Annotated in this window: 19 protein-coding genes; 11 read left to right on the forward strand and 8 right to left on the reverse strand. The window is 37.8% G+C overall.

All coding sequences use genetic code 11. From position 1 onward, the window contains the following. Positions 1-321 precede the first annotated feature (321 nt). Entirely contained in the window at positions 322-1311 is a 990-nt protein-coding gene (locus Q0212_RS12775) for a class 1 fructose-bisphosphatase (protein WP_297926114.1), read from the forward strand. Positions 1312-1388: 77 nt separating this feature from the next. On the opposite strand, the gene Q0212_RS12780 is transcribed toward Q0212_RS12775, so the two are convergent. Together Q0212_RS12780 and Q0212_RS12785 are read right to left on the reverse strand one after the other, a co-directional pair. Beyond that, on the reverse strand, positions 1389-3431 hold the full coding sequence (locus Q0212_RS12780; RefSeq protein WP_297926116.1) for a hypothetical protein: 2043 nt from the start codon (positions 3429-3431) through the stop codon (positions 1389-1391). A 176-nt stretch (positions 3432-3607) separates the two neighbouring features. Continuing rightward, positions 3608-4585: an alpha/beta hydrolase gene (locus tag Q0212_RS12785; RefSeq protein ID WP_297926118.1), complete on the reverse strand. Its 978-nt coding sequence runs from the start codon at positions 4583-4585 to the stop codon at positions 3608-3610. A 153-nt stretch (positions 4586-4738) separates the two neighbouring features. Between Q0212_RS12785 and Q0212_RS12790 the strand changes: the two genes are divergently transcribed. Further along, entirely contained in the window at positions 4739-5392 is a 654-nt protein-coding gene (locus Q0212_RS12790; RefSeq protein ID WP_297926120.1) for a sterol desaturase family protein, read from the forward strand. 57 nt (positions 5393-5449) lie between these two features. On the opposite strand, the gene Q0212_RS12795 is transcribed toward Q0212_RS12790, so the two are convergent. Then, the gene (locus Q0212_RS12795; protein WP_297926122.1) at positions 5450-5743 is read right to left on the reverse strand and encodes a ComEA family DNA-binding protein; all 294 of its coding nucleotides are present in this window, start codon (positions 5741-5743) and stop codon (positions 5450-5452) included. Positions 5744-6079: 336 nt separating this feature from the next. Here Q0212_RS12795 and pilB point away from each other — a divergent pair, with 336 nt between their 5' ends. The 5 genes from pilB to Q0212_RS12820 all read left to right on the forward strand — a co-directional run bounded on the left by pilB (position 6080) and on the right by Q0212_RS12820 (position 10775). Continuing rightward, positions 6080-7807, forward strand: coding sequence for a type IV-A pilus assembly ATPase PilB (gene pilB / locus Q0212_RS12800; RefSeq protein WP_297926124.1), 1728 nt, complete (start codon positions 6080-6082; stop codon positions 7805-7807). An 85-nt stretch (positions 7808-7892) separates the two neighbouring features. Then, the gene (locus Q0212_RS12805; protein ID WP_297926126.1) at positions 7893-9119 is read left to right on the forward strand and encodes a type II secretion system F family protein; all 1227 of its coding nucleotides are present in this window, start codon (positions 7893-7895) and stop codon (positions 9117-9119) included. A 3-nt stretch (positions 9120-9122) separates the two neighbouring features. Then, on the forward strand, positions 9123-9980 hold the full coding sequence (locus Q0212_RS12810) for an A24 family peptidase (protein WP_297926128.1): 858 nt from the start codon (positions 9123-9125) through the stop codon (positions 9978-9980). Beyond that, positions 9981-10580: a dephospho-CoA kinase gene (gene coaE, locus Q0212_RS12815; RefSeq protein ID WP_297926130.1), complete on the forward strand. Its 600-nt coding sequence runs from the start codon at positions 9981-9983 to the stop codon at positions 10578-10580. A 3-nt stretch (positions 10581-10583) separates the two neighbouring features. Continuing rightward, positions 10584-10775, forward strand: coding sequence for a DNA gyrase inhibitor YacG (locus tag Q0212_RS12820; RefSeq protein WP_297926131.1), 192 nt, complete (start codon positions 10584-10586; stop codon positions 10773-10775). A 15-nt stretch (positions 10776-10790) separates the two neighbouring features. Here the strand turns inward: Q0212_RS12820 and Q0212_RS12825 are convergent, their stop codons facing one another. Next, on the reverse strand, positions 10791-12191 hold the full coding sequence (locus Q0212_RS12825) for a DUF4403 family protein (protein ID WP_297926133.1): 1401 nt from the start codon (positions 12189-12191) through the stop codon (positions 10791-10793). A 312-nt stretch (positions 12192-12503) separates the two neighbouring features. Between Q0212_RS12825 and Q0212_RS12830 the strand changes: the two genes are divergently transcribed. Next, positions 12504-13745 carry a diguanylate cyclase gene (locus Q0212_RS12830; protein WP_297926135.1) on the forward strand — a complete coding sequence of 414 codons (1242 nt, stop codon included), beginning with the start codon at positions 12504-12506 and terminating at the stop codon, positions 13743-13745. Here Q0212_RS12830 and Q0212_RS12835 read toward each other — a convergent pair. Beyond that, positions 13720-14364 carry a TetR/AcrR family transcriptional regulator gene (locus tag Q0212_RS12835; RefSeq protein ID WP_297926138.1) on the reverse strand — a complete coding sequence of 215 codons (645 nt, stop codon included), beginning with the start codon at positions 14362-14364 and terminating at the stop codon, positions 13720-13722. The genes Q0212_RS12830 and Q0212_RS12835 overlap by 26 nt on opposite strands. A gap of 876 nt (positions 14365-15240) precedes the next feature. On the opposite strand from Q0212_RS12835, the gene Q0212_RS12840 reads away from it, so the two are divergent. After that, positions 15241-15642 (forward strand): AP2/ERF family transcription factor, encoded by a 402-nt coding sequence (locus Q0212_RS12840; RefSeq protein ID WP_297926140.1) that lies wholly within the window; start codon positions 15241-15243, stop codon positions 15640-15642. A gap of 78 nt (positions 15643-15720) precedes the next feature. On the opposite strand, the gene Q0212_RS12845 is transcribed toward Q0212_RS12840, so the two are convergent. Further along, positions 15721-16365: an MBL fold metallo-hydrolase gene (locus Q0212_RS12845; protein WP_297926142.1), complete on the reverse strand. Its 645-nt coding sequence runs from the start codon at positions 16363-16365 to the stop codon at positions 15721-15723. A gap of 138 nt (positions 16366-16503) precedes the next feature. Here Q0212_RS12845 and Q0212_RS12850 point away from each other — a divergent pair, with 138 nt between their 5' ends. Then, positions 16504-16992, forward strand: coding sequence for a YajQ family cyclic di-GMP-binding protein (locus Q0212_RS12850; protein ID WP_297926144.1), 489 nt, complete (start codon positions 16504-16506; stop codon positions 16990-16992). A gap of 2 nt (positions 16993-16994) precedes the next feature. Continuing rightward, on the forward strand, positions 16995-17474 hold the full coding sequence (locus tag Q0212_RS12855; RefSeq protein WP_297926147.1) for a DUF4442 domain-containing protein: 480 nt from the start codon (positions 16995-16997) through the stop codon (positions 17472-17474). A 28-nt stretch (positions 17475-17502) separates the two neighbouring features. Here the strand turns inward: Q0212_RS12855 and Q0212_RS12860 are convergent, their stop codons facing one another. Further along, positions 17503-19107 carry a cation:proton antiporter gene (locus tag Q0212_RS12860; RefSeq protein WP_297926151.1) on the reverse strand — a complete coding sequence of 535 codons (1605 nt, stop codon included), beginning with the start codon at positions 19105-19107 and terminating at the stop codon, positions 17503-17505. Positions 19108-19277: 170 nt separating this feature from the next. Then, the coding region (locus Q0212_RS12865) for an OadG family protein (RefSeq protein ID WP_297926149.1) at positions 19278-19488 on the reverse strand (211 nt) is incomplete at its 5' end.

The following is a 19488-nucleotide window of genomic DNA, read 5'->3' on the forward strand; positions in this document are numbered from 1 at the left end:
GGTGTTGGTGTTGGTGTTGGTGTTGGTGTTGGTGTTGGTGTTGGTGTTGGTGTTGGTGTTGAATTTTGCGCATTATTTGTTGACGAGGCAACAGTATCATCTCCACCCCCTCCACCGCAAGCCACTAAAGACATGGCCATGACAATCGCGACAGCCAGATGTTGTTTTTGCATATTATCATCCTCTTTATATACACTCATCTAAAGTGCGAATCATATCACACTTATTTTACTATAAAGTATTATCAACTGATGACTGGTATCAAACACTGTTCTAAGCGATAATTCGCTCATTATTGAACAATATTTTTTTGGAGTTTTTATGCCTGCGCCTACCCTTAATCAGTATTTAGTTCAAGCCAAAGTGCCCGCACAACTGCAACAACTACTCACGCAAGTCAGTGTGGCTTGTAAGGCCATTAGTATTGCCATTGGCAAGGGTGCATTAGCTGACATTTTGGGACAAGCAGGTTCGGACAATATTCAAGGCGAAGAACAAAAAAAACTCGATGTTATTTCTAATGACATTATGCTCCAAGCAGGCTTGGGTTCAGGTAGCATTGCAGGTTTAGCTTCCGAAGAAATGGATGATATTTTTCCTTTACCCGATGGCACACCATTGGGTGATTATTTAATGTTGTTTGACCCTTTAGATGGTTCGTCTAATATTGATGTTAATGTTTCGGTAGGGACAATTTTTTCGATTTTGAAAAAGCCTTTAGAAGCACAAAGCGTGATTACTACCGAAGACTTTTTACAAGCAGGTAGCCAACAAGTTTGCGCAGGTTATGCTGTCTATGGCCCTTCTACACTATTAGTGTTAACTTTGGGTAATGGTGTAGATTGTTTTACTTTAGATCGTGAAATTGGTGAGTTTGTCTTAACTCAAACAAATATGACCATTCCTGCTGATACCAAAGAATTTGCCATTAATATGTCAAATATGCGTTTTTGGGAACAACCAGTTCGCCGTTATGTGGACGAAATGGTGGCAGGCAAAACCAGTGTACGTGGCAAAGATTTTAATATGCGTTGGGTTGCTTCTATGGTAGCTGATGTTCATCGTATCTTAACGCGTGGTGGCATCTTCATGTATCCCTACGATTTAAAAGACCCAAGCAAAGCAGGTAAATTACGCTTAATGTATGAAGCCAATCCAATGAGCTTTATTGTGGAGCAAGCAGGTGGTGCGTCTACAACAGGTCGTGAGCGTATTTTAGACCTCAAACCAACTGGTTTACATCAACGTGTGCCTGTGATTTTAGGTTCTAAAAACGAAGTGGAATTAGTGACAGGTTATCATCACGAGTAATCCCCTCACCCCAACCCTCTCCCAATGGGAGAGGGAGTCCTCTCTCCCTCAGGGAGAGAGTTAGAGTGAGGGTGGCATTAAGCAAACGGATCTCTTAAACTCCGTTGTGCACCTTTAGGTAAGGTCGCTAAAATAGTCAAACTTTCACCAAAGGCAATGTTTACTTTAGCATTAGTATTTACAGCCCAACCATTGGCATCCAAAATCGGCGATAAGTTACGTTGACGTAATTTAAACCATGCCATAATCATTGATGGCCCCGAAATCATCAACAATAATCCAATAATTGCCAATGGCATTTGCCACCATATTAAAGCCATAAATCCAGAAACTACAGACGCAATGGCTGTACCAATTGCCCCAACTGCCAAACCCATTGCTGCAAAAATACCTGCAAATTTAGCCACATCAAAGGGAGCTGGCGGTGTCGCTGGTTTTACAGCATCTGCAGGCGTTTTGGCTGCTGCTTGCACCTTGCCAATCCCTGCGGTCACATTTTCTGATGTTTTAGCTTCAATCGCTTTGTCTTGCTCTGATGCCATTTTTTGTAGTTGATTGCTCACCATACGCCCCAAACGACGATAAGGTGTCCAAAAAGCTTCTTGCACACTAATCGCATTTTCAATTAACTTGACAACGGTTGCATCCCAATCTTTACCGTTACGATCATAAAATACACCATTACGTCCAACCATCAAATTACCAACATCACCTGCGGTAACTGCTGCAACAATGGTCATTTTTTCGGGACTTTCTTTACGTGTACAATCACAATAAACCAAATAAGTGTTACTTAGTCCTGCCATTGAGCCATGTTTAGCCATGTCATTAACACGCACTGCCAAATCACAAGCACGACCATCTATAAACAATGTTCCTGCCTGAAAAATAGCTTTTTCTTTACGACTATAAAAATCACTAAATGAGACAAAATTATTGACTAAAGTCACTAAATTGGCTTGATAACGTACTAATTTATCCAAATCGACTAATGCATTGGCGGCATCAGCAACCTTCAAATCGTCCTCAACTAATGCTAATAAAGCTTGTTCAATCAAACTATTAGCTAACATTTGTCGTTTAGTGGCATCCAAATTAGCAACTGCTAAGGCTGGTTTTTCTTGCAACCACGCACTATAAGCAGCAAAGTTAGCTTTGATTTGTGTCCATTGTGCTAATGTTAGTTCTTGACTGTTATTTGCTAAAACCAACTGACTAAAATTATCAATGGCTGCTTGCCATGCAGGATTAATCCCTTGTGTTAAATTTAACGCTTGATTGGCAGCAATTTTAGCTAGTGGCAAACTTTGTGTATCAGAATTATTTACCGCTAATAATTGACCTGCTAATGCAGCATATTGTGCATCCGAGGCATTTAACGCCACGGTTGCTTTATCATCAAACGCAGCTAATTGTACACGAACAAAATAATCATCAATCTTTGCTGTCACTGCGGTAAAAGCGTCATAAGCAGCCGCTGTTTGTTGTCCAAATAAGGAAGTTGTTGAATTCTCTCGACTTTCCCATTCGCTCATGGTGCGAATATCGGCAAAAAACTGTTTAATTTTATCGGCAGATACTGCTTGCTCACCACTACGGTCAACTTCACCACCTAAAGTAGCAATCATATCATTGATGGCGTCTGCCAACTCTGGCTCAACCGCTAAAGCGGCTGGAATTAAACCATCACCATTGACTTGATTTGCAGGAAACATTTTTCCTAAATCTTGAGTATCATCTACACCAATCGTTGTTGCCGTTGCTTTACCCAAACGTTGTAATAATTGTTGTGCAGCCGCTAAAATCTTTGCACCATCGGCATGTTGACCATCAATCGCCGCTAAGCTTAAACCCGCTGTTTGAAACAATACTTCTTTTTGACTCAAATGGGCTAATGTCCAATCAATCGCGGCTAATAATTCTGGCACACGAATACGGCCATCACCATCAGCATCAATATAAGCTAAAGTGCGAGCATCTAACTCCAAACCTTTAGTCGGACAAGCTAAAGCTGCCCATAATTTTTTATCAAGCTCACCCAGATTTTCTAAATCGGCCACCGAGTCAATAATGACTTGATCGAAACCACTACTACGAAAAAAACGCCACGTATGAGCCATATTACTCTCACTAAAGTTATAAGAAAAAAGCAAAACTAAGAGGACTTTTATAACAAATCCTTCTTTTATCAGGATAATTGTTAATCGGCCAACTATGGCCTTTTGTCTATTTCATCACATTTTAGATGCTATTTTGCCCTAAACAACTATTTTTTTGGTTAGGGTCTGCTTCTAAGTCAATTTTTATCAACTTCCCTGCACACTCCTAAAAACTCTATCAAACAGTCAATAATATGTTGTCTATTCAAGCCATTTTCATTAACTAATTGATGCCCTGCCTCTGGTAGCCATAGCAGTTTATTTATAGCAAAACGTTGTTTAATAAAATGAATATTATACTCGCCATTGACCGTACCATCTTGTCCACCTTGAATTACCCACACAGGATGAGCACAAGGTGCAAATTGATGAATATATTCAATCCACTCTTTTAAAGCCAACAACCATGACAAAGGAATCCAACGCGCTTGTAATGGATCTTCATCACGCATAAAACGGATAAAATTCTGATCATGGGTATTGTGCCTAAAGATTCTAGGCAATCCACTACGGGTAGATTTAAACCACCAAAAGGCCAACTTCATTTGCAACCATTGCATTTTTGCTGGATAAACCAATGGTGCTAACAATAATAATCTATCAAAAACCACTTTTTGTCCTGCTTGATATTGATTGAGGACATAATCCATTAAAATAGCACCACCTGTACTTTGCCCTAAAGCGAGGTAAGGCTTAGGGAGTTTTTGGTCAAAATAGGCAATTAAATGCTGAAGAATTTTCTGATATTCGACAAAATGATGAATGCTCGCACGTGCACCTGATGACAAACCATGAGCAGGTAAATCATAAATTAATACTGAATAATTATTAGCTAACAACACAGGAATAATATGTTTATATAAACCACTATGTTCTAAATAACCGTGTAAAATCCATACCGTACCACGGCTTTTTTCCTGATAAAAACAATGAGCAAGTAATCTATAGCCAACAACATCAAAATAACCACATAAATGTTGGTATTGAGGAAAATCTTGTTCAAAATCTAATTGATAAAAACGGCAATAATCTGCTATCGCTCCCTGCGTTGGCACTTGTTGCTGCATAGAAAACGGCGGTAAAGCATCTCTTGTTAACTCAGGATTAAATACCATGTTGCTTAACCATCCCACAGATTATGATGTGTACTATTATCTTATAACACTTATCTTTTCACACTTCAAAATTGGCGCAGAATGTCAAGTTGAGTTATAGAGCTAATCTATACTAAATGTAGTACGGTAGTCCAAAATTATAAAGGTGTTGTGATGATTGGTATTCCTATTGCCTTGTTAGCCGCTAATGGCGTTGAATGGTATTTACATAAATATGCCTTACATGGCGTGCCGCAGGAAGGTGGTGGCCGCAAATCTTTGTCGCCACCTTTTATGAAACGTCATTGGGCGCATCACAAACAAGTACGTTTAAATAAGTACCGCGATGATTATTTATATGGCACTGAAAACGAAGATGCAGCCGCTGAGAAAAAAGCATTATTGCAAATTTGTGCCGTTACTAGCTTAGCAATGCCCATTGCTCCTTTTTTCACCTTAACTACCTATTACTGTGCATGGAATTATTGGCACGTTCACAGTCAATCGCATTTAGATACAGAATGGGGTAAAAAGAAAATTCCTTGGCACTTTGACCATCACATGAATACCAACCAAGATGCTAACTGGTGTGTCACTAAACCTTGGTTTGATTACATTATGGGTACTCGGGTGATTTCTTCGCCTGATTTACAAGAGTCGAATCCTTTAGGTATTAAATTGCCTAAATTTGTAGAAAACAAATTAAATGCTTTGGCTCGTCGGTATGTGCCACGCGCTTTTGAAAAGCTTGATGCCAATATGCTGGAAGAAAAGCAAAAACGCGCTCAAGGCATCGAAAATGTTATGCCTGAGTTTCAATCCGCCTAATTTAGCATCCCCATAAATAGGCAGTTTATACTAAATGGGCAGGCACAAGGCCTGCCCCTAATCTTCAAAACGGATTAAGGCTTTATTTTTTTCTAAAGTCGCTGAACCAATACCTTTGACTTCATCAACATCTTCTAAAGATTGAAATTTTCCATTAGTTTCACGCCATTCAATAATTGCCGCCGCTTTTGCTTTGCCAATTCCTTTTAATTTACTGGATAATTCCTCTACTGAAGCTGTATTAATATTAATTGCCTCTGATTTAGCCTTAGTTGATGGTAACTCACATATTTGTTGAGCTTGAGTCCATTGACTGACAATGATTAATAACAATAACAAAATTTTTTGCATTTACTCTCTCCTTGAACTGATTCATATTTATGTCGTCAACTACCCACTATTTGATGAGTAGATGGTGTTATCATAGCAAAAAGCATATAATTTTCACAAAATATGCGTAGGCTGCTTTGCGCAAACAATAAGATTGATTTATATTCCAAAACCTTAGCAATGTTTTTTAATAAAAAGCTATAATTCATCATCCTTTCACTACAACAGTGAGGATCTGACTATCACTAAGCGACTAAACTTGCTAAGCTTTATGACAATAACAATCAATCATCATACTCGTGCTTTTAATGATGATTAATAAGCTACTCTCTTGACTAACAACGGCGGAATAATAACATGGCTATCCCTTCTTCCAATAACCTATCTTTTGGCGGTTTAGCAAAACGACTCGTCAATGATGGCTTGGTTGACGCAACCGTCATGCAAAAGGCTTTAATTGAATCACAAAAAGAACAAGTCTCTCTCATTAGTTACTTAGTGAAAAATAAACTCGCCAAATCAGCACAAATTGCTTATTTACTTGCTGATGAATTTGGTGATCCGTTAATCGATATTGAGGCTGTTGATATAGAACAGCTTCCCAAAGAACATATTGATGAAAAAATAGTTCGCCAATATAACCTATTGCCATTTTTTAAACGCGGCAAACGTTTGTTTGTGGCTATGGGGGATCCAACTCGTTTAGAAGCCATTGATGCAGTGCGCTTTAACACAGGTCTAAACATTGAAACCGTTGTTGCAGATGAAGAAAAGCTCAGCAAAATTATTGAAAAGATGCTCGATAGTAGCAGCAACGCCTCAATGGAAGGTTTAGATGATGACCTAGAAAACTTAGATATTAGTGGTGGCGACGATAACGACAAAAAAGATAGTGGTATTGTTGGCTCTGGCGAAGAAGAAGCACCTATTGTTAAATATGTCAACAAAGTCTTGCTAGATGCCATTAAAATGGGGGCATCCGACTTACACTTTGAACCCTATGAAAAAGCTTACCGTATTCGTTTTCGTATTGACGGAGTATTACGCGAATACGCTCGCCCCCCTCTACAGTTATCAGGCAAACTTTCTGCACGTCTTAAAGTTATGTCTCAAATGGATATTTCTGAACGTCGAGTCCCACAAGACGGTCGTATTAAGCTAAAGCTATCCAAAACCAAAGCAATTGATTTTCGTGTTAACTCTATGCCAACGTTGTTTGGCGAAAAGCTCTGTTTGCGTATTCTTGACCCTTCTAGTGCGATGTTGGGTATTGATATGTTGGGTTATGAACCCGACCAGAAAAAGCTGTTTATGGATGCACTAGAAAAACCTCAAGGCATGCTTCTTATCACAGGGCCAACGGGTTCTGGTAAAACAGTATCGCTATACACTGGTTTAAATATTCTTAACCGAGAAGATACTAATATTTCCACCGCCGAAGACCCTGTGGAAATTAACTTAGAAGGGATTAACCAAGTTAACGTCAATGCCAAAGTTGGTTTAACCTTTGCTTCAGCATTAAAAGCTTTTTTACGTCAAGATCCAGAAATCATCATGCTTGGTGAGATTCGTGACTTAGAAACAGCCGAAATTGCCGTTAAAGCCGCACAAACAGGCCACATGGTACTATCTACATTACATACCAACAGTGCACCAGAAACGTTAACTCGTTTACGGAATATGGGGATTCCCTCATTTAACATTGCAACTTCTGTAAACTTAGTTATTGCCCAACGTTTAGCACGCCGTTTATGTAGTGCTTGTAAACGCCCTGCAAACTATCCCAAACCGAGTTTACTCGAAATGGGCTTTACAGAGGCGGACTTTGAAAAAGGCTTTACTATTTATGAACCTGTAGGCTGCGATCAGTGTCGAGATGGCTATAAAGGTCGGGTTGGAGTTTACGAAGTGATGAAGGTCACGCCTAAAATTGCACGGATTATTATGGAAGATGGCAACTCGATGGAGATCGCTGAAGCGATGGAGGCTGAAGGCTTCCCTAACTTAAGACGTTCAGGTTTAGTTAAAGTAATGGCTGGCTTAGCCAGCCTGCAAGAGATTGCAAAGATTGTAGGTGCAGAATAAAAACCTCAATTCGATTAAGATGCTTTACTTAAAAGCAGCTCACCACATAATATAGGCTTGCCCTAAAAAATGAGTATGACGGATTATGGCAACAAAAAAAGCTGACACAATTTTGACCTTTGCTTATGAAGCAACAGATCGACAAGGTAAAAAAATCAAAGGCGAAGTTACCGGTACTAATATTGCTATTGCAAAAGCCCAGCTGCGAAAACAAGGCATAAATGTTCAAAAAATAAGCAAAAAAACATCTATTTCTTTCGGCACGGGTGGTAAAAAAATTACCCCTTTAGACATTGCTATTTTTACTCGTCAGCTAGCTACAATGATGAAAGCAGGTGTACCTTTAGTACAATCCTTTGAAATTGTTGCCGATGGACTAGATAACCCACGTATGAAAGAAGTAGTCATGGGCATCAAAGCTGAGGTAGAAGGTGGTGGCAGCTTTGCAGGTGCATTACGTAAATATCCTCTCTATTTTGATGATTTATTTTGTAGCTTAGTAGACTCTGGTGAACAATCTGGTGCTTTAGAAACCATGCTTGACCGCGTCGCTATTTATAAAGAAAAAAGTGAAGCCCTAAAACAAAAAATCAAAAAGGCAATGAAATATCCTATCAGTGTGCTTGTGGTTGCCGTTATCGTAACAGCAATATTGTTATTAAAAGTAGTCCCTGTATTCCAAACAATGTTTGAAGGTTTTGGTGCAGAATTGCCAGCATTTACCATGCTGGTTGTTAATATGTCTAAATGGTTACAAGCCAATTGGTTTTTTGCTTTAATTACTATCCTTGGTATCATAGGTGCATTTACTGAAGCTAAAAAGCGTAGTAAAGCTTTTAACAATGCTTTAGATCGTATGGCATTAAAAGCACCTGTGGTGGGAGATTTAGTTTATAAATCAACCGTTGCCCGTTTTGCTCGAACCTTAGCCACTACTTTCGCCGCAGGTGTACCGTTAGTTGATGCCTTAGATGCCTGTGCGGGTGCAACAGGTAATATCGTTTATCAAGATGCCGTTTTAAAAATCAAAGATGAGATATCATCTGGTCAACAACTCGGTTTTTCCATGCGTCAATCTGGTCTATTTCCATCAATGGCATTACAAATGGTTGCTATTGGTGAAGAATCTGGTGCTTTAGATGCTATGCTTGACAAAGTCGCCACTCACTTTGAAAACGAAGTTGACAATGCGGTGGATGGTTTAACTAGTATGATGGAGCCTATGATCATGGCATTTTTAGGTGTAGTTATTGGTGGCTTAGTTATCGCGATGTATCTGCCAATTTTCCAAATGGGCTCCGTGGTAGGTTAAGTTATGCTAGACCTCCTCAATTACTCCCCTGTCTTAGGGGGAGTAATTATTTTTATATTAGGTATCTGTATTGGTAGCTTTTTAAATGTTGTCATTTATCGCCTACCTGTCATGATGGAACGAGGTTGGCATAATGAATGCTGTGCATTGAATAACCAACCTCCTAAATTTACTGATAAATTTAATCTTTCTACTCCTGCTTCACGTTGTCCTAAATGTGGTCATAAAATTCGTGCATGGGAAAATATTCCTTTAATTAGTTGGCTTTTACTGCTTCGTGGCAAATGTAGCAATTGCCACAGCCCCATTTCAATACGTTATCCATTGGTTGAATTAGCAACAGGCTTATTATCTGTATTAGTCTTTATACGCTTTGGTGCAAGTCTTCAAATGTGTACAGCACTCGTCTTTACATGGGTATTAATCGCTCTCACTATGATTGATTTTGATACTCAATTGCTACCTGATGATTTAACCTTTCCTCTGTTATGGCTTGGCTTATTAGTTAACCTTAATTCAACATGGATAAGTTTAGACAAAGCCGTTTTAGGTGCTGTGTTTGGTTATTTATCGTTATGGAGTGTCTACTGGTTATTTAAGTTAGTAACAGGTAAAGAAGGCATGGGCTATGGTGATTTTAAACTTTTGGCTGCTTTAGGTGCGTGGTTGGGGCCAAGTCAATTACCACTTATTATCTTATTATCTTCATGTGTTGGTGCAGTCATTGGTGGGGTGTATATGGCTATCCGTAAAGAAAGCGCGCCATTTGCATTTGGCCCTTATTTGGCAATTGCTGGTTGGTTTGCCATGTTTGGTGGTACAGAAATTATTGACTGGTATTTGGGTACGTGGAAACACTAAATGTATATAGTCGGACTGACGGGTGGTATTGGCAGTGGCAAAACTGCAGCTAGCGATTATTTAGCACTAAGCTACGATATAGAAGTAGTTGATGCAGATATTGTTGCCCGTGAAATTGTGATGCAAGGACAACCAGCCTTACAAGCTATTGCAGATCACTTTGGCCATCATATTCTATTAGAAGATGGTTCATTAAATCGTGCTGCATTACGGCAAATCGTTTTTGCTAATTCTCAACAACGTAAAATACTTGAGTCAATCACTCATCCTGCAATTCGTGCCGCCATTCAACACAAATTAAGCATTAGTACATCTCCTTATACTTTATTAGTTTCACCATTACTCTTTGAAAGTGGTCAATATCAATTCGCCCATCGCAATCTGGTAATTGATGTCAGTGAAGAATTACAATGGCAACGTGCTTCAACACGTGACAATGTTTCTGCTGAACAAATTAAACAAATTATGGCAGCACAACTTTGTCGTGAAGAACGTTTGAAACGTGCTGATGATATTGTCATCAATAATGGCGATTTGGCTTATTTGCATTTGCAATTAGATGAGTTACATCAGAAATACTTACAATTGTCAGTCGTATAAATCATGTCCACTACTCCCTCCACCCCCTTAATGTTAGCTTGTCGCCAATGTCAAAAACAGACTACATGGCACAATAATCCAAATCGCCCTTTTTGTAGTGATCGGTGTAAATTAATTGATTTAGGATCATGGGCAAGTGAAAGTTATAGCATTCCCCTTGAGTCAATGCCCCTTTCGGAGCATGACCACGAATAACAAAATAGCACCTAATTATTGACTAATATCTAAGCCCAATTTCCCATCAATCACCACAAACGCTTTAATATCATTTTGTGTAAAAAACACACCTTGAGGACGAATGTTGGCTAATTGTGCTTTTAATGTAGCACCATAACCTAAATTTTGACGATAATCCTTAAAATCATTTAAGACATTGGCTAAATCTTTATCAAAATCAACTCGTGCTTTTTCGGCAATTAAGTTCTTAAATGTACCATGCAGCATCCAATTTGCTGATTTAGCTAACAAACTACTGGTTGCCAGCTCAAACTCAATATCCTCTAAGCGTAACTCATTTTGCATCACATCCAATGTTAATCTGCCCAATAAAAATATCTCAGCATTAATGGGTTGTTGCAAACGCAAACCTAAAACAGCTTTTTCTCCACTGCCATATAACTGCAAGCTATTTATTAATACTTGCTTGCCTCCAGCATCAAAGGGTTTATTGGCCAATTTTTCGTTGAGCAAGCGATTCGCTGTATCTAAACCAATATCACCACGCAATGCCAAATAAAAACCATCACCATTTGCTACCAGACGTTGTGGTTGAGGCATAGGTGGCAAAGTAATTTTAGGCTTTTCACCAGTGATAATCTGTGGACGTGCGGTTAAGCTCAAACTGGTCTTCACATAACGCCCAGTCCCAATAATATCGGTTAGACCAATTTTTTCGGGCTGTAATAATAACCAAACATCTTTTTCTAGTTGTTTAGGTTCGTTGACTTGTGGCCATGTTTTAACCAGCATATTTTTAAAACTAACTTGCTTTAAGGCATTATTAATTTGTTCATTCACAATTCCTTGCACTTTGTCGCGTACCAAAGGTAAATTAGCCATTTTTTCAACATTAAACTTAAAGGCAGTAATGTTACAGGGTTTTAACCATTTAAGTTGCCACTGCCCTGCCTGCACCGCCAAATCGCCCGTTGCTGTCCAATATAACTTTCCTGGTAAGGTAAATTCAATTTTGGGTAAATCTTCACCAATACCACAACTAATCCCCCCCATACTCAAAAAGCCAGCACGCGTTTTGGTTTCAATCGCGAAGTCCAATTGCGCAGTTGCAGTAAAATCTTGACCTGTTACCCCTAGCCGTAAATCACGCATATACACGGTATGACTAATATCTGATTCCATCGGTAAAGGTGTATTAGCAATCGTCAAAACTTGAGTCACTTTACCCACTGACAAAGGTTTAGGCATAGCTTTTAATGCTTCTGCTCGTACCGTTTCTAAATCAATCGTAATTGGCAAATTAATGACCGAATTGGGTACTGTGGGCAAAATTACAGGATTTGGGTTATTCGGGGGGGCAACTAAGGGTTGTGGCGTTTGACAAGCGGTCAATATCCACGATAAAGACACAATCACACCAAGACGATGCAACATTTTTTACTCCTAGAGAGTCAACAACTAACTTATGAATGTCATAAAGCTTAAGAAATTGTTTAAAAATTCTACTTTTTATTTGTCAAACAATCATTCTTAATCTACACTTTTTGCGACGCAGTTTAGCGCATATAAAAAACATTAGCGCGCGTATAGCATAAGTCCAAAGCTCATCATTCTGACACACTTATACGCCTTAGTTTAAAACTACGTCAGACAAAACTGTGTATCTTTTTTTATTGTCTACGCTAAGATTGTCCTTGAAATGTAGGTTTTCAGACAATTTGGCAGTTTGCTCGCTAGGGATATATTATGGAACACTTTGTAGAGCTAAAGCGTAAACTTGCGCTTACTTTAAGTCTTGCCATTGCTTTTTCATTACTGGTCGCTTTTGTGATCAACTACAGTGTCTCAAAAGCTTCGGTAAAAGAGTCTTTAATCAAAAATCAATTGCCTTTAACTGCTAGCATGATCGCTACTGACTTACAAAACGAACGATTAGGCTTGATTATCAACCCACGTCCTACCGATTATCAAAAACGCTATTTAAATGGCATTGATTATGGTCTTAATAAAGATAAAATTGTGCAAATGCTTGATCTTTATAAAAAACAATATGGCCATAATGTTTATCTAACCAATGCCAAAGGTGTGATTATTGCCCATAATACAGGTAGTAATATTGACGGCCAAATTAATCTAACTGACTCCCCACAATTACAAGCAATCTTTAATGGTCTTGATCCTAAAAAAGATGGCTCTTATGAATATGGATTTAACGGCGAAAACTTTTTAGTAAATAGTAGTTATTTAGAAGATTTAGACTGGTTCTTATTTGTTGATACCAGTGAATATCAAGCAACTGCCAAAATTCGTGAAAGCTTTTATGTCAATATTTTTATTGGCTTGTTTGCCACAATGGCTATGGTTTGGTTAACCTATGCTGCAATTAATCGATATCAATGGCAAATCAATCAAAAACTCAGTGATATGTCTAGCTCTGATAGCTTAACAGGCTTAGCTAATCGTTATACCTTTGATATTTTAATTCATCATTTATTAGCCAATGCCAAACGTAATCAACTTCCTGTGTCTGTGGTGATGATTGATTTATCCTCACTAAAACAACTCAATCATCATATTCATTTGGATAGCCTATTACAAAAAGCAGGGCAATTTATTAAAACATCTATTAGAGCATCAGATGTTGGTTGTCGCTGGAGCGAAGACAAATTTTTAGTGACTTTTAACAATTGTGTTCAAGACAAAGCAACGGCAATTGCTGAATCATTACGTGTTAATATCGAACACTTATTACACAAAGAGGTCGGCGACAAAGCTCATTTAGTTAGTGTCACGGCAGGTTTAACTGATTACTATCCCAATGATACTGTTGAAACCTTACTTGAACGTACAGAGCGCGCTTTAGTACATGCCCAAAGTCAAGGTAGTAGTAAAATTATGTATGTTCAACCGCCCTATTTTACTCCAACCTATATGACACGTCGCCTTAATAAACAATTGGATGTTAAGGCTGTACAAATGCAGGCTTAATACTCTGTAAAATTTGTTGAGCCAATGTGTCAGCATAGCACATTGGCTCAATATCTTGATGTGCATAAACCTTTGCAAAATTACCCTCTAACCATAATGTCGCAAAACCATGTACAGTACTCCAAGCCAACATACTTCTTAATAGAATAGTTTCTTTATTTGCCTCAGGCATTAACGCTTGCACCACATCAATAAGCACCTGAAAGCAAGCATCACTCGCCTCCTTTAATTCATCAACATTTTTATCCAAAGATTCACAACGAAAAATCAAACTAAATGCACTAGGTCTTTGTAAAGCAAAACGTATGTATGCCAATCCTACAGCTTGTAACTTTGCATAATTATCTGCACCAGCTTGTTGCACATGTTCTTCTACACAAGCCGTTAAATCACGAAAAATACTTGCAGCATAGGCAGATAATAAACCCGCCCTATCCTTAAAATGATGTGCAGGCGCAGCATGCGAAACACCTGCACGTCTGGCACAAGAACGTAAGGTAAATGCTTCCAATCCCTCTTCTTCAATAATTTCATCTGCCGCTTTTAATAATGCTCTTGCTAAATCACCATGATGATAAGGCGGTCTAGGTTGATGAACTAAAGAACAATGCGTCTTCATAACTTACCTTAAAAATAAAAATCAATTTAACCAACTAGAAAAATATTCTATATAAATATTTTACAACACGCCAAGACGATTAATCGTTAAATATTATTAAATAATCCTAACACAAATAAATGAGATATATTTGTAGCTAACTCAGTTTATAACAAACATAATCGTTATTGCTTTAAACTTTCACAAATTAAATTTATTAATCATGATTAGGAATTACATAGCTATTGGTATTTTTATTGACATATCAACCGTGTTTAATGATTTTATGTTCGAAGATCAGACGTATGAAAAAAACACCCTGCTCTCAAATTACTAACGTTTTTCTAATTCATGATTTTGTTGAAAAATTGTCATATTAATTTTAATGCCTAGACAATGACTGTATTTAATTTAAAAAACAGGATTTTTCTGACTATTAGACATAAATTATAACGATTATAAGTACTTTTTTTGACTTTTTAACCCAATAGAAAATGCACCTTTGTTATATTTATTGTACAATAACAACGCGCTGCCATATTTATTTATAAAAAACGTAGATGGATTGCACATTACTAACTAAATATTTTGTTATTCACTCACAAGTTATTTAGTTAGCACATCCAGTCATGGCAACGCCCTCATTAAGTGTATTGGTATAAATCAATCATTTATAGGAACTGTATGTTATTAATGTGATATCTACGAGGACACACAAACACGAAGTTTGTTATCTCTCGTCGCAAGGTTGGAAAAACGCGATAAGGCCATGAACGGCAAGGTGTTTTGATACTCAATCAAAACGTAATGCTAGGTTATTTTGATTGGTGGCCTATCAATTTTATTGATATTTCCCATGATATAATTAACCCTTTTCTCAGTTCGTGAGTAATTGTTATGGGTATTTGTCGTATTGATCAACCCTCAAAAAGCAACTTTGGTTATTATGTGCGCATTAGATGGCGTGGCGTGATTTATGCAAAGTTTTTCTCTGACAAAAAACATGGTGGCCCAGAAAAGGCTTGGGAAGCCGCAGAAGCTTATTTTCATGAGCTAGATGCTAAACTTCCACCTGATAGTAAAGTAGGCAAATTAACGTCGCGTAATACCAGTGGTGTTGTCGGTGTTAGTCGCGCTGAGGGGCTAAAACGCGGTGTTCCGTATGCACATTGGCAAGCTTGGTGGACAGCAGGTGGCAAAACCAAAACTGCTTGTTTTTCTATTCGCAAGTATGGCGAAGAAGAGGCCAAACAAAAAGCGATTGCAGCACGCAAAAAAATGGGAGGAAGATTATTTTAAAGAAAACCCACCCGCTGCTTAATTAAAGTAGCACTTTTGTGATACGGGGTTGTTGGATTTATCCAACCCCCTCACGACTTAACCAAATTTGCCCACAAATGGGTTATGCTTTTTTTCATGTCCAATAGTCGACATCTGCCCGTGTCCCGCAATAAATTGATAATCATCATCCAACGTAAATAATTGCTGTTGAATCGCATTAATCAAGGTTTGATAATCGCCTCGAGGAAAGTCCGTGCGCCCTATGCCGCCATTAAATAACACGTCACCCACGATGGCTAATTTACTATCGTGGTGAATAAATACCACATGACCCGGTGTATGGCCTGCACAATGGCGAACTTCTAGTTGTAAATTTCCCACTGTTACAGTATCCCCCTGCTCTAACCAACGATCGGGTAAAAATGCTTGTGCTGGCGGAAATCTAAACATCATGGCTTGTTGGGGCAACATATCCAACCAAAATTGTTCTTCTTTTTGAGGACCTTCAATCTTAACATCATAATGTTGAGCAACTTGTTTTGCTGCTCCTACATGGTCTAAATGGCCGTGTGTTAATAATAGCTTGGTAATTTTAATATTATTCTTATCAATCGCAGCGTGTAGCTTGGCAATATCGCCACCAGCATCAATTAGTGTCCCTTCCATCGTTTCATCACACCATAATAAAGTACAATTTTGTTCAAAAGGCGTGACTGGAATAATTTGATAACGTAAGGACATGGTATCTCTCGTCTTTAGTCTATTGGGGCAAATATCCGTCAACACACAAAGTCTTTAATAAGTTATGCTCAATACACGGTATTTGTAGTAGTATGCTGCCATTTTTATAGCAGCTATTCAATCTATGGGGAAAAGCTTATGCCTTCTTTTGATGTTGTATCTGAATTAGAAATGTTTGAAGTGAATCATGCCGTGACTAATACCAACAAAGAAATTCAAACTCGTTTTGATTTTCGTGGCAGTAATGTCAAGGTTGAGATTAACGAAAAAAACAAAGAAATCAAAATTATTGGCGAATCTGATTTTCAGGTTGAACAAGTTTATGCCATGTTAGAACTACATTGCCTCAAACGTAAAATTGACGCGCAATGTTTAGACCCACAAAAAATGGCCGCTTCTGGCAAAGAAATTCATCAAGTTGTTAAACTCAAAGATGGTTTGGATAGTGATACTGCCAAAAAGATGGTCAAAATTATTAAAGACTCAGGTATTAAGGCACAAGCCAGTATTCAAGGCGAAAAAGTCCGTGTGACCGATAAGAAAAAAGACACCTTACAAGCCGTTATGACTTTGTTGCGTGAACAAAAACTTGGTTTACCCCTACAATTTAATAACTTCAAGGACTAATCATGTCTAGTATCAAGCGAGTTGTCGAATCTTCTAAATGGTTACCTGCTAATATCCGCGCCACCGTTATTTCCAAAATTTTTGGCAAAGTTGTGCCTTATGTTGGCACGTCTGGCTTACTCTATGAAGAGTTAACTCCAGAGCGTGTTGTTGTTAGCATCAAAAATCAACGTAAAGTTCAAAATCATATAAATAATGTTCATGCTGCGGCAATGGCTTTATTAGCCGAAACAGCAACGGGATTTATTGTTGGCATGAATTTACCAGATGATAAATTACCACTCATTAAAACCTTAAAAGTGAGTTACTACAAACGCACACAAGGCGATATGCGTGCAGTTGCTACCTTAACCCCCGAAGACATTGCACGTATTGAACGCGAACCTAAAGGCGAAGTTTTAGTGCCTGTTATTGTCACTGATGAAAGCGGTGGCGAACCCATTAAATGTGAAATGTTATGGGCTTGGGTACCCAAACGCTAAAATCAAGGGGGCTGTTATAGCCCCTTTTTTAATGGGCTTTGTCTTCATCATCCAAAGTTTCCATTAATGCGATTTGTAAACGCGAATGGAGCTTGACGAAACGACTCCATAATAATGGAATGAGCAAGCTAAATAATAACACTACAGCCCACATCCATTTAGTTGGCGGTAAAATACTACTACTTAAAGCCGATACCAACACTAAAATCACAAAGACGGCCATAATTGGAATAACTTCCGAAATCATTTTACGGACAGGCATTGTATATTGCCCAGCCTTCTCAGGGCTGACACTCATCTCTGCTAATAACATACTTAAGGCTTTTAACTTACGATAAGCAGCAATTAGGAATGGCAGAGAAACTAATAATGCCCCACTCCAAATCACAGCTTTTTCTAAGCCCTCATGACGCAAGACTTCAGGGATATATTTTTCTAAAACATTAGCAAAATACGCACTCATTAAAAAGATGGCAATCACTAAGGCAAAATTCACTAAGGCATGAATGATAATACGGCGTATCATGCGCGCAATAATGACATTATCACCTTGTGGCTGAATGCTTTGTAGCCATAACGTATAAGCACTACCGACTTGTTTCATTTTATTGGGCAATAATAGCGCAAGCTTACTCGAACTCGCATCTGAATAACGAATTAAATAGGGAGTTAATAATGTTGTAATCGCGGCTACTGCTACTGCAATGGGATATAAAAACTCACTGGTTACTTTTAAAGCAACCCCTAAAGAGGCGATAATAAAAGAAAACTCGCCAATTTGTGCCAATCCCATGCCGACTTTAACTGAGGTCTTTGCATCTTGGCCTGCCAAAAATGCGCCTGTTGAACAGCTAATCACTTTGCCAACCACAACAGCCAAAGTAATAATAACAATAGGTAAGGCGTAATCAATTAATACACTTGGGTTAAATAACAAACCAATAGCAACGAAAAAAATCGCACTAAACATATCTCGAATGGGTTCAATTAAATGCTCAATTTTTTTGACTTGTCGTGACTCAGCAATAATTGCACCAATTAAAAATGCTCCTAATGCCATACTATAATTAAGTTTTATTACTAATAAACAAAAACCAAATAATAAGCCCAACACTGAAACCAATAACATTTCATGGCTTTTAAAACTATCAATATAATTTAATAAACGAGGGACTGTAAGAATACCAACGACCAAAGAAACAACAATAAATAAAGTTAATTCTCCTAATGTACTAAAAACCGCAGCAGTGCTGACAGTGCCACTGGTGGCAATGCCTGTTAATAACACTAAAATAGCAATCGCTAAAATATCCTCAATAATCAAAATACCAAAAATTAATTTAGCAAAGGCTTCTTTTTTTAAATTTAATCCTTCTAAGGCTTTAATAATAATTGTGGTTGAAGAAATAGCTAACATTGCCCCCAAAAATAGCGAATCCATCGTACTCCAACCAAAAAATGCTCCTATGTAATACCCCAACCAAATCATCACGATAATTTCTGTAACACCCGCAATTAAAGCTGGCATACCAACTTGAGCCAATTTTTTAATACTAAATTCTAAACCCAAGGAAAATAATAAAAACACAAGAAGAATAAAACAAACAAATAAAAGAAGTGAAACAGAGGTAATTTAAAGTGATTCCTCTCTTTTATTTATTTAAATGTGAAAAGGGAGTTAAAATTAATGACCTTCACTCTTTTAATCTAAAAGAAAAGAGGGGTAAAAAAAAAAGTCTAGCTAGAAAGAGGGCAAGAAAAAAAGAAAATAAAGAAAAGATGATCGGTAGTAATAAAAGAAAATTATTTAACTTTTGCATTTTGTAAATTGTCTATTTCATTTTCCAATACCTTTTCTTCAGTTTTAAGCTCTTTAATTATGTTTTCCGCTTTTTTCTTTTTTTCTTCCAAATTTCTAAGTTTTTTAAATAGATATGTAATTATTGTAAGGGATATTAAAAAGTATATTATAAAATAAAAGGAGTAGTGAAATATATTTACCCAGGCAATAATT

This window comes from uncultured Agitococcus sp., from assembly GCF_937920075.1.
Classification (GTDB): Bacteria; Pseudomonadota; Gammaproteobacteria; order Pseudomonadales; family Moraxellaceae; genus Agitococcus.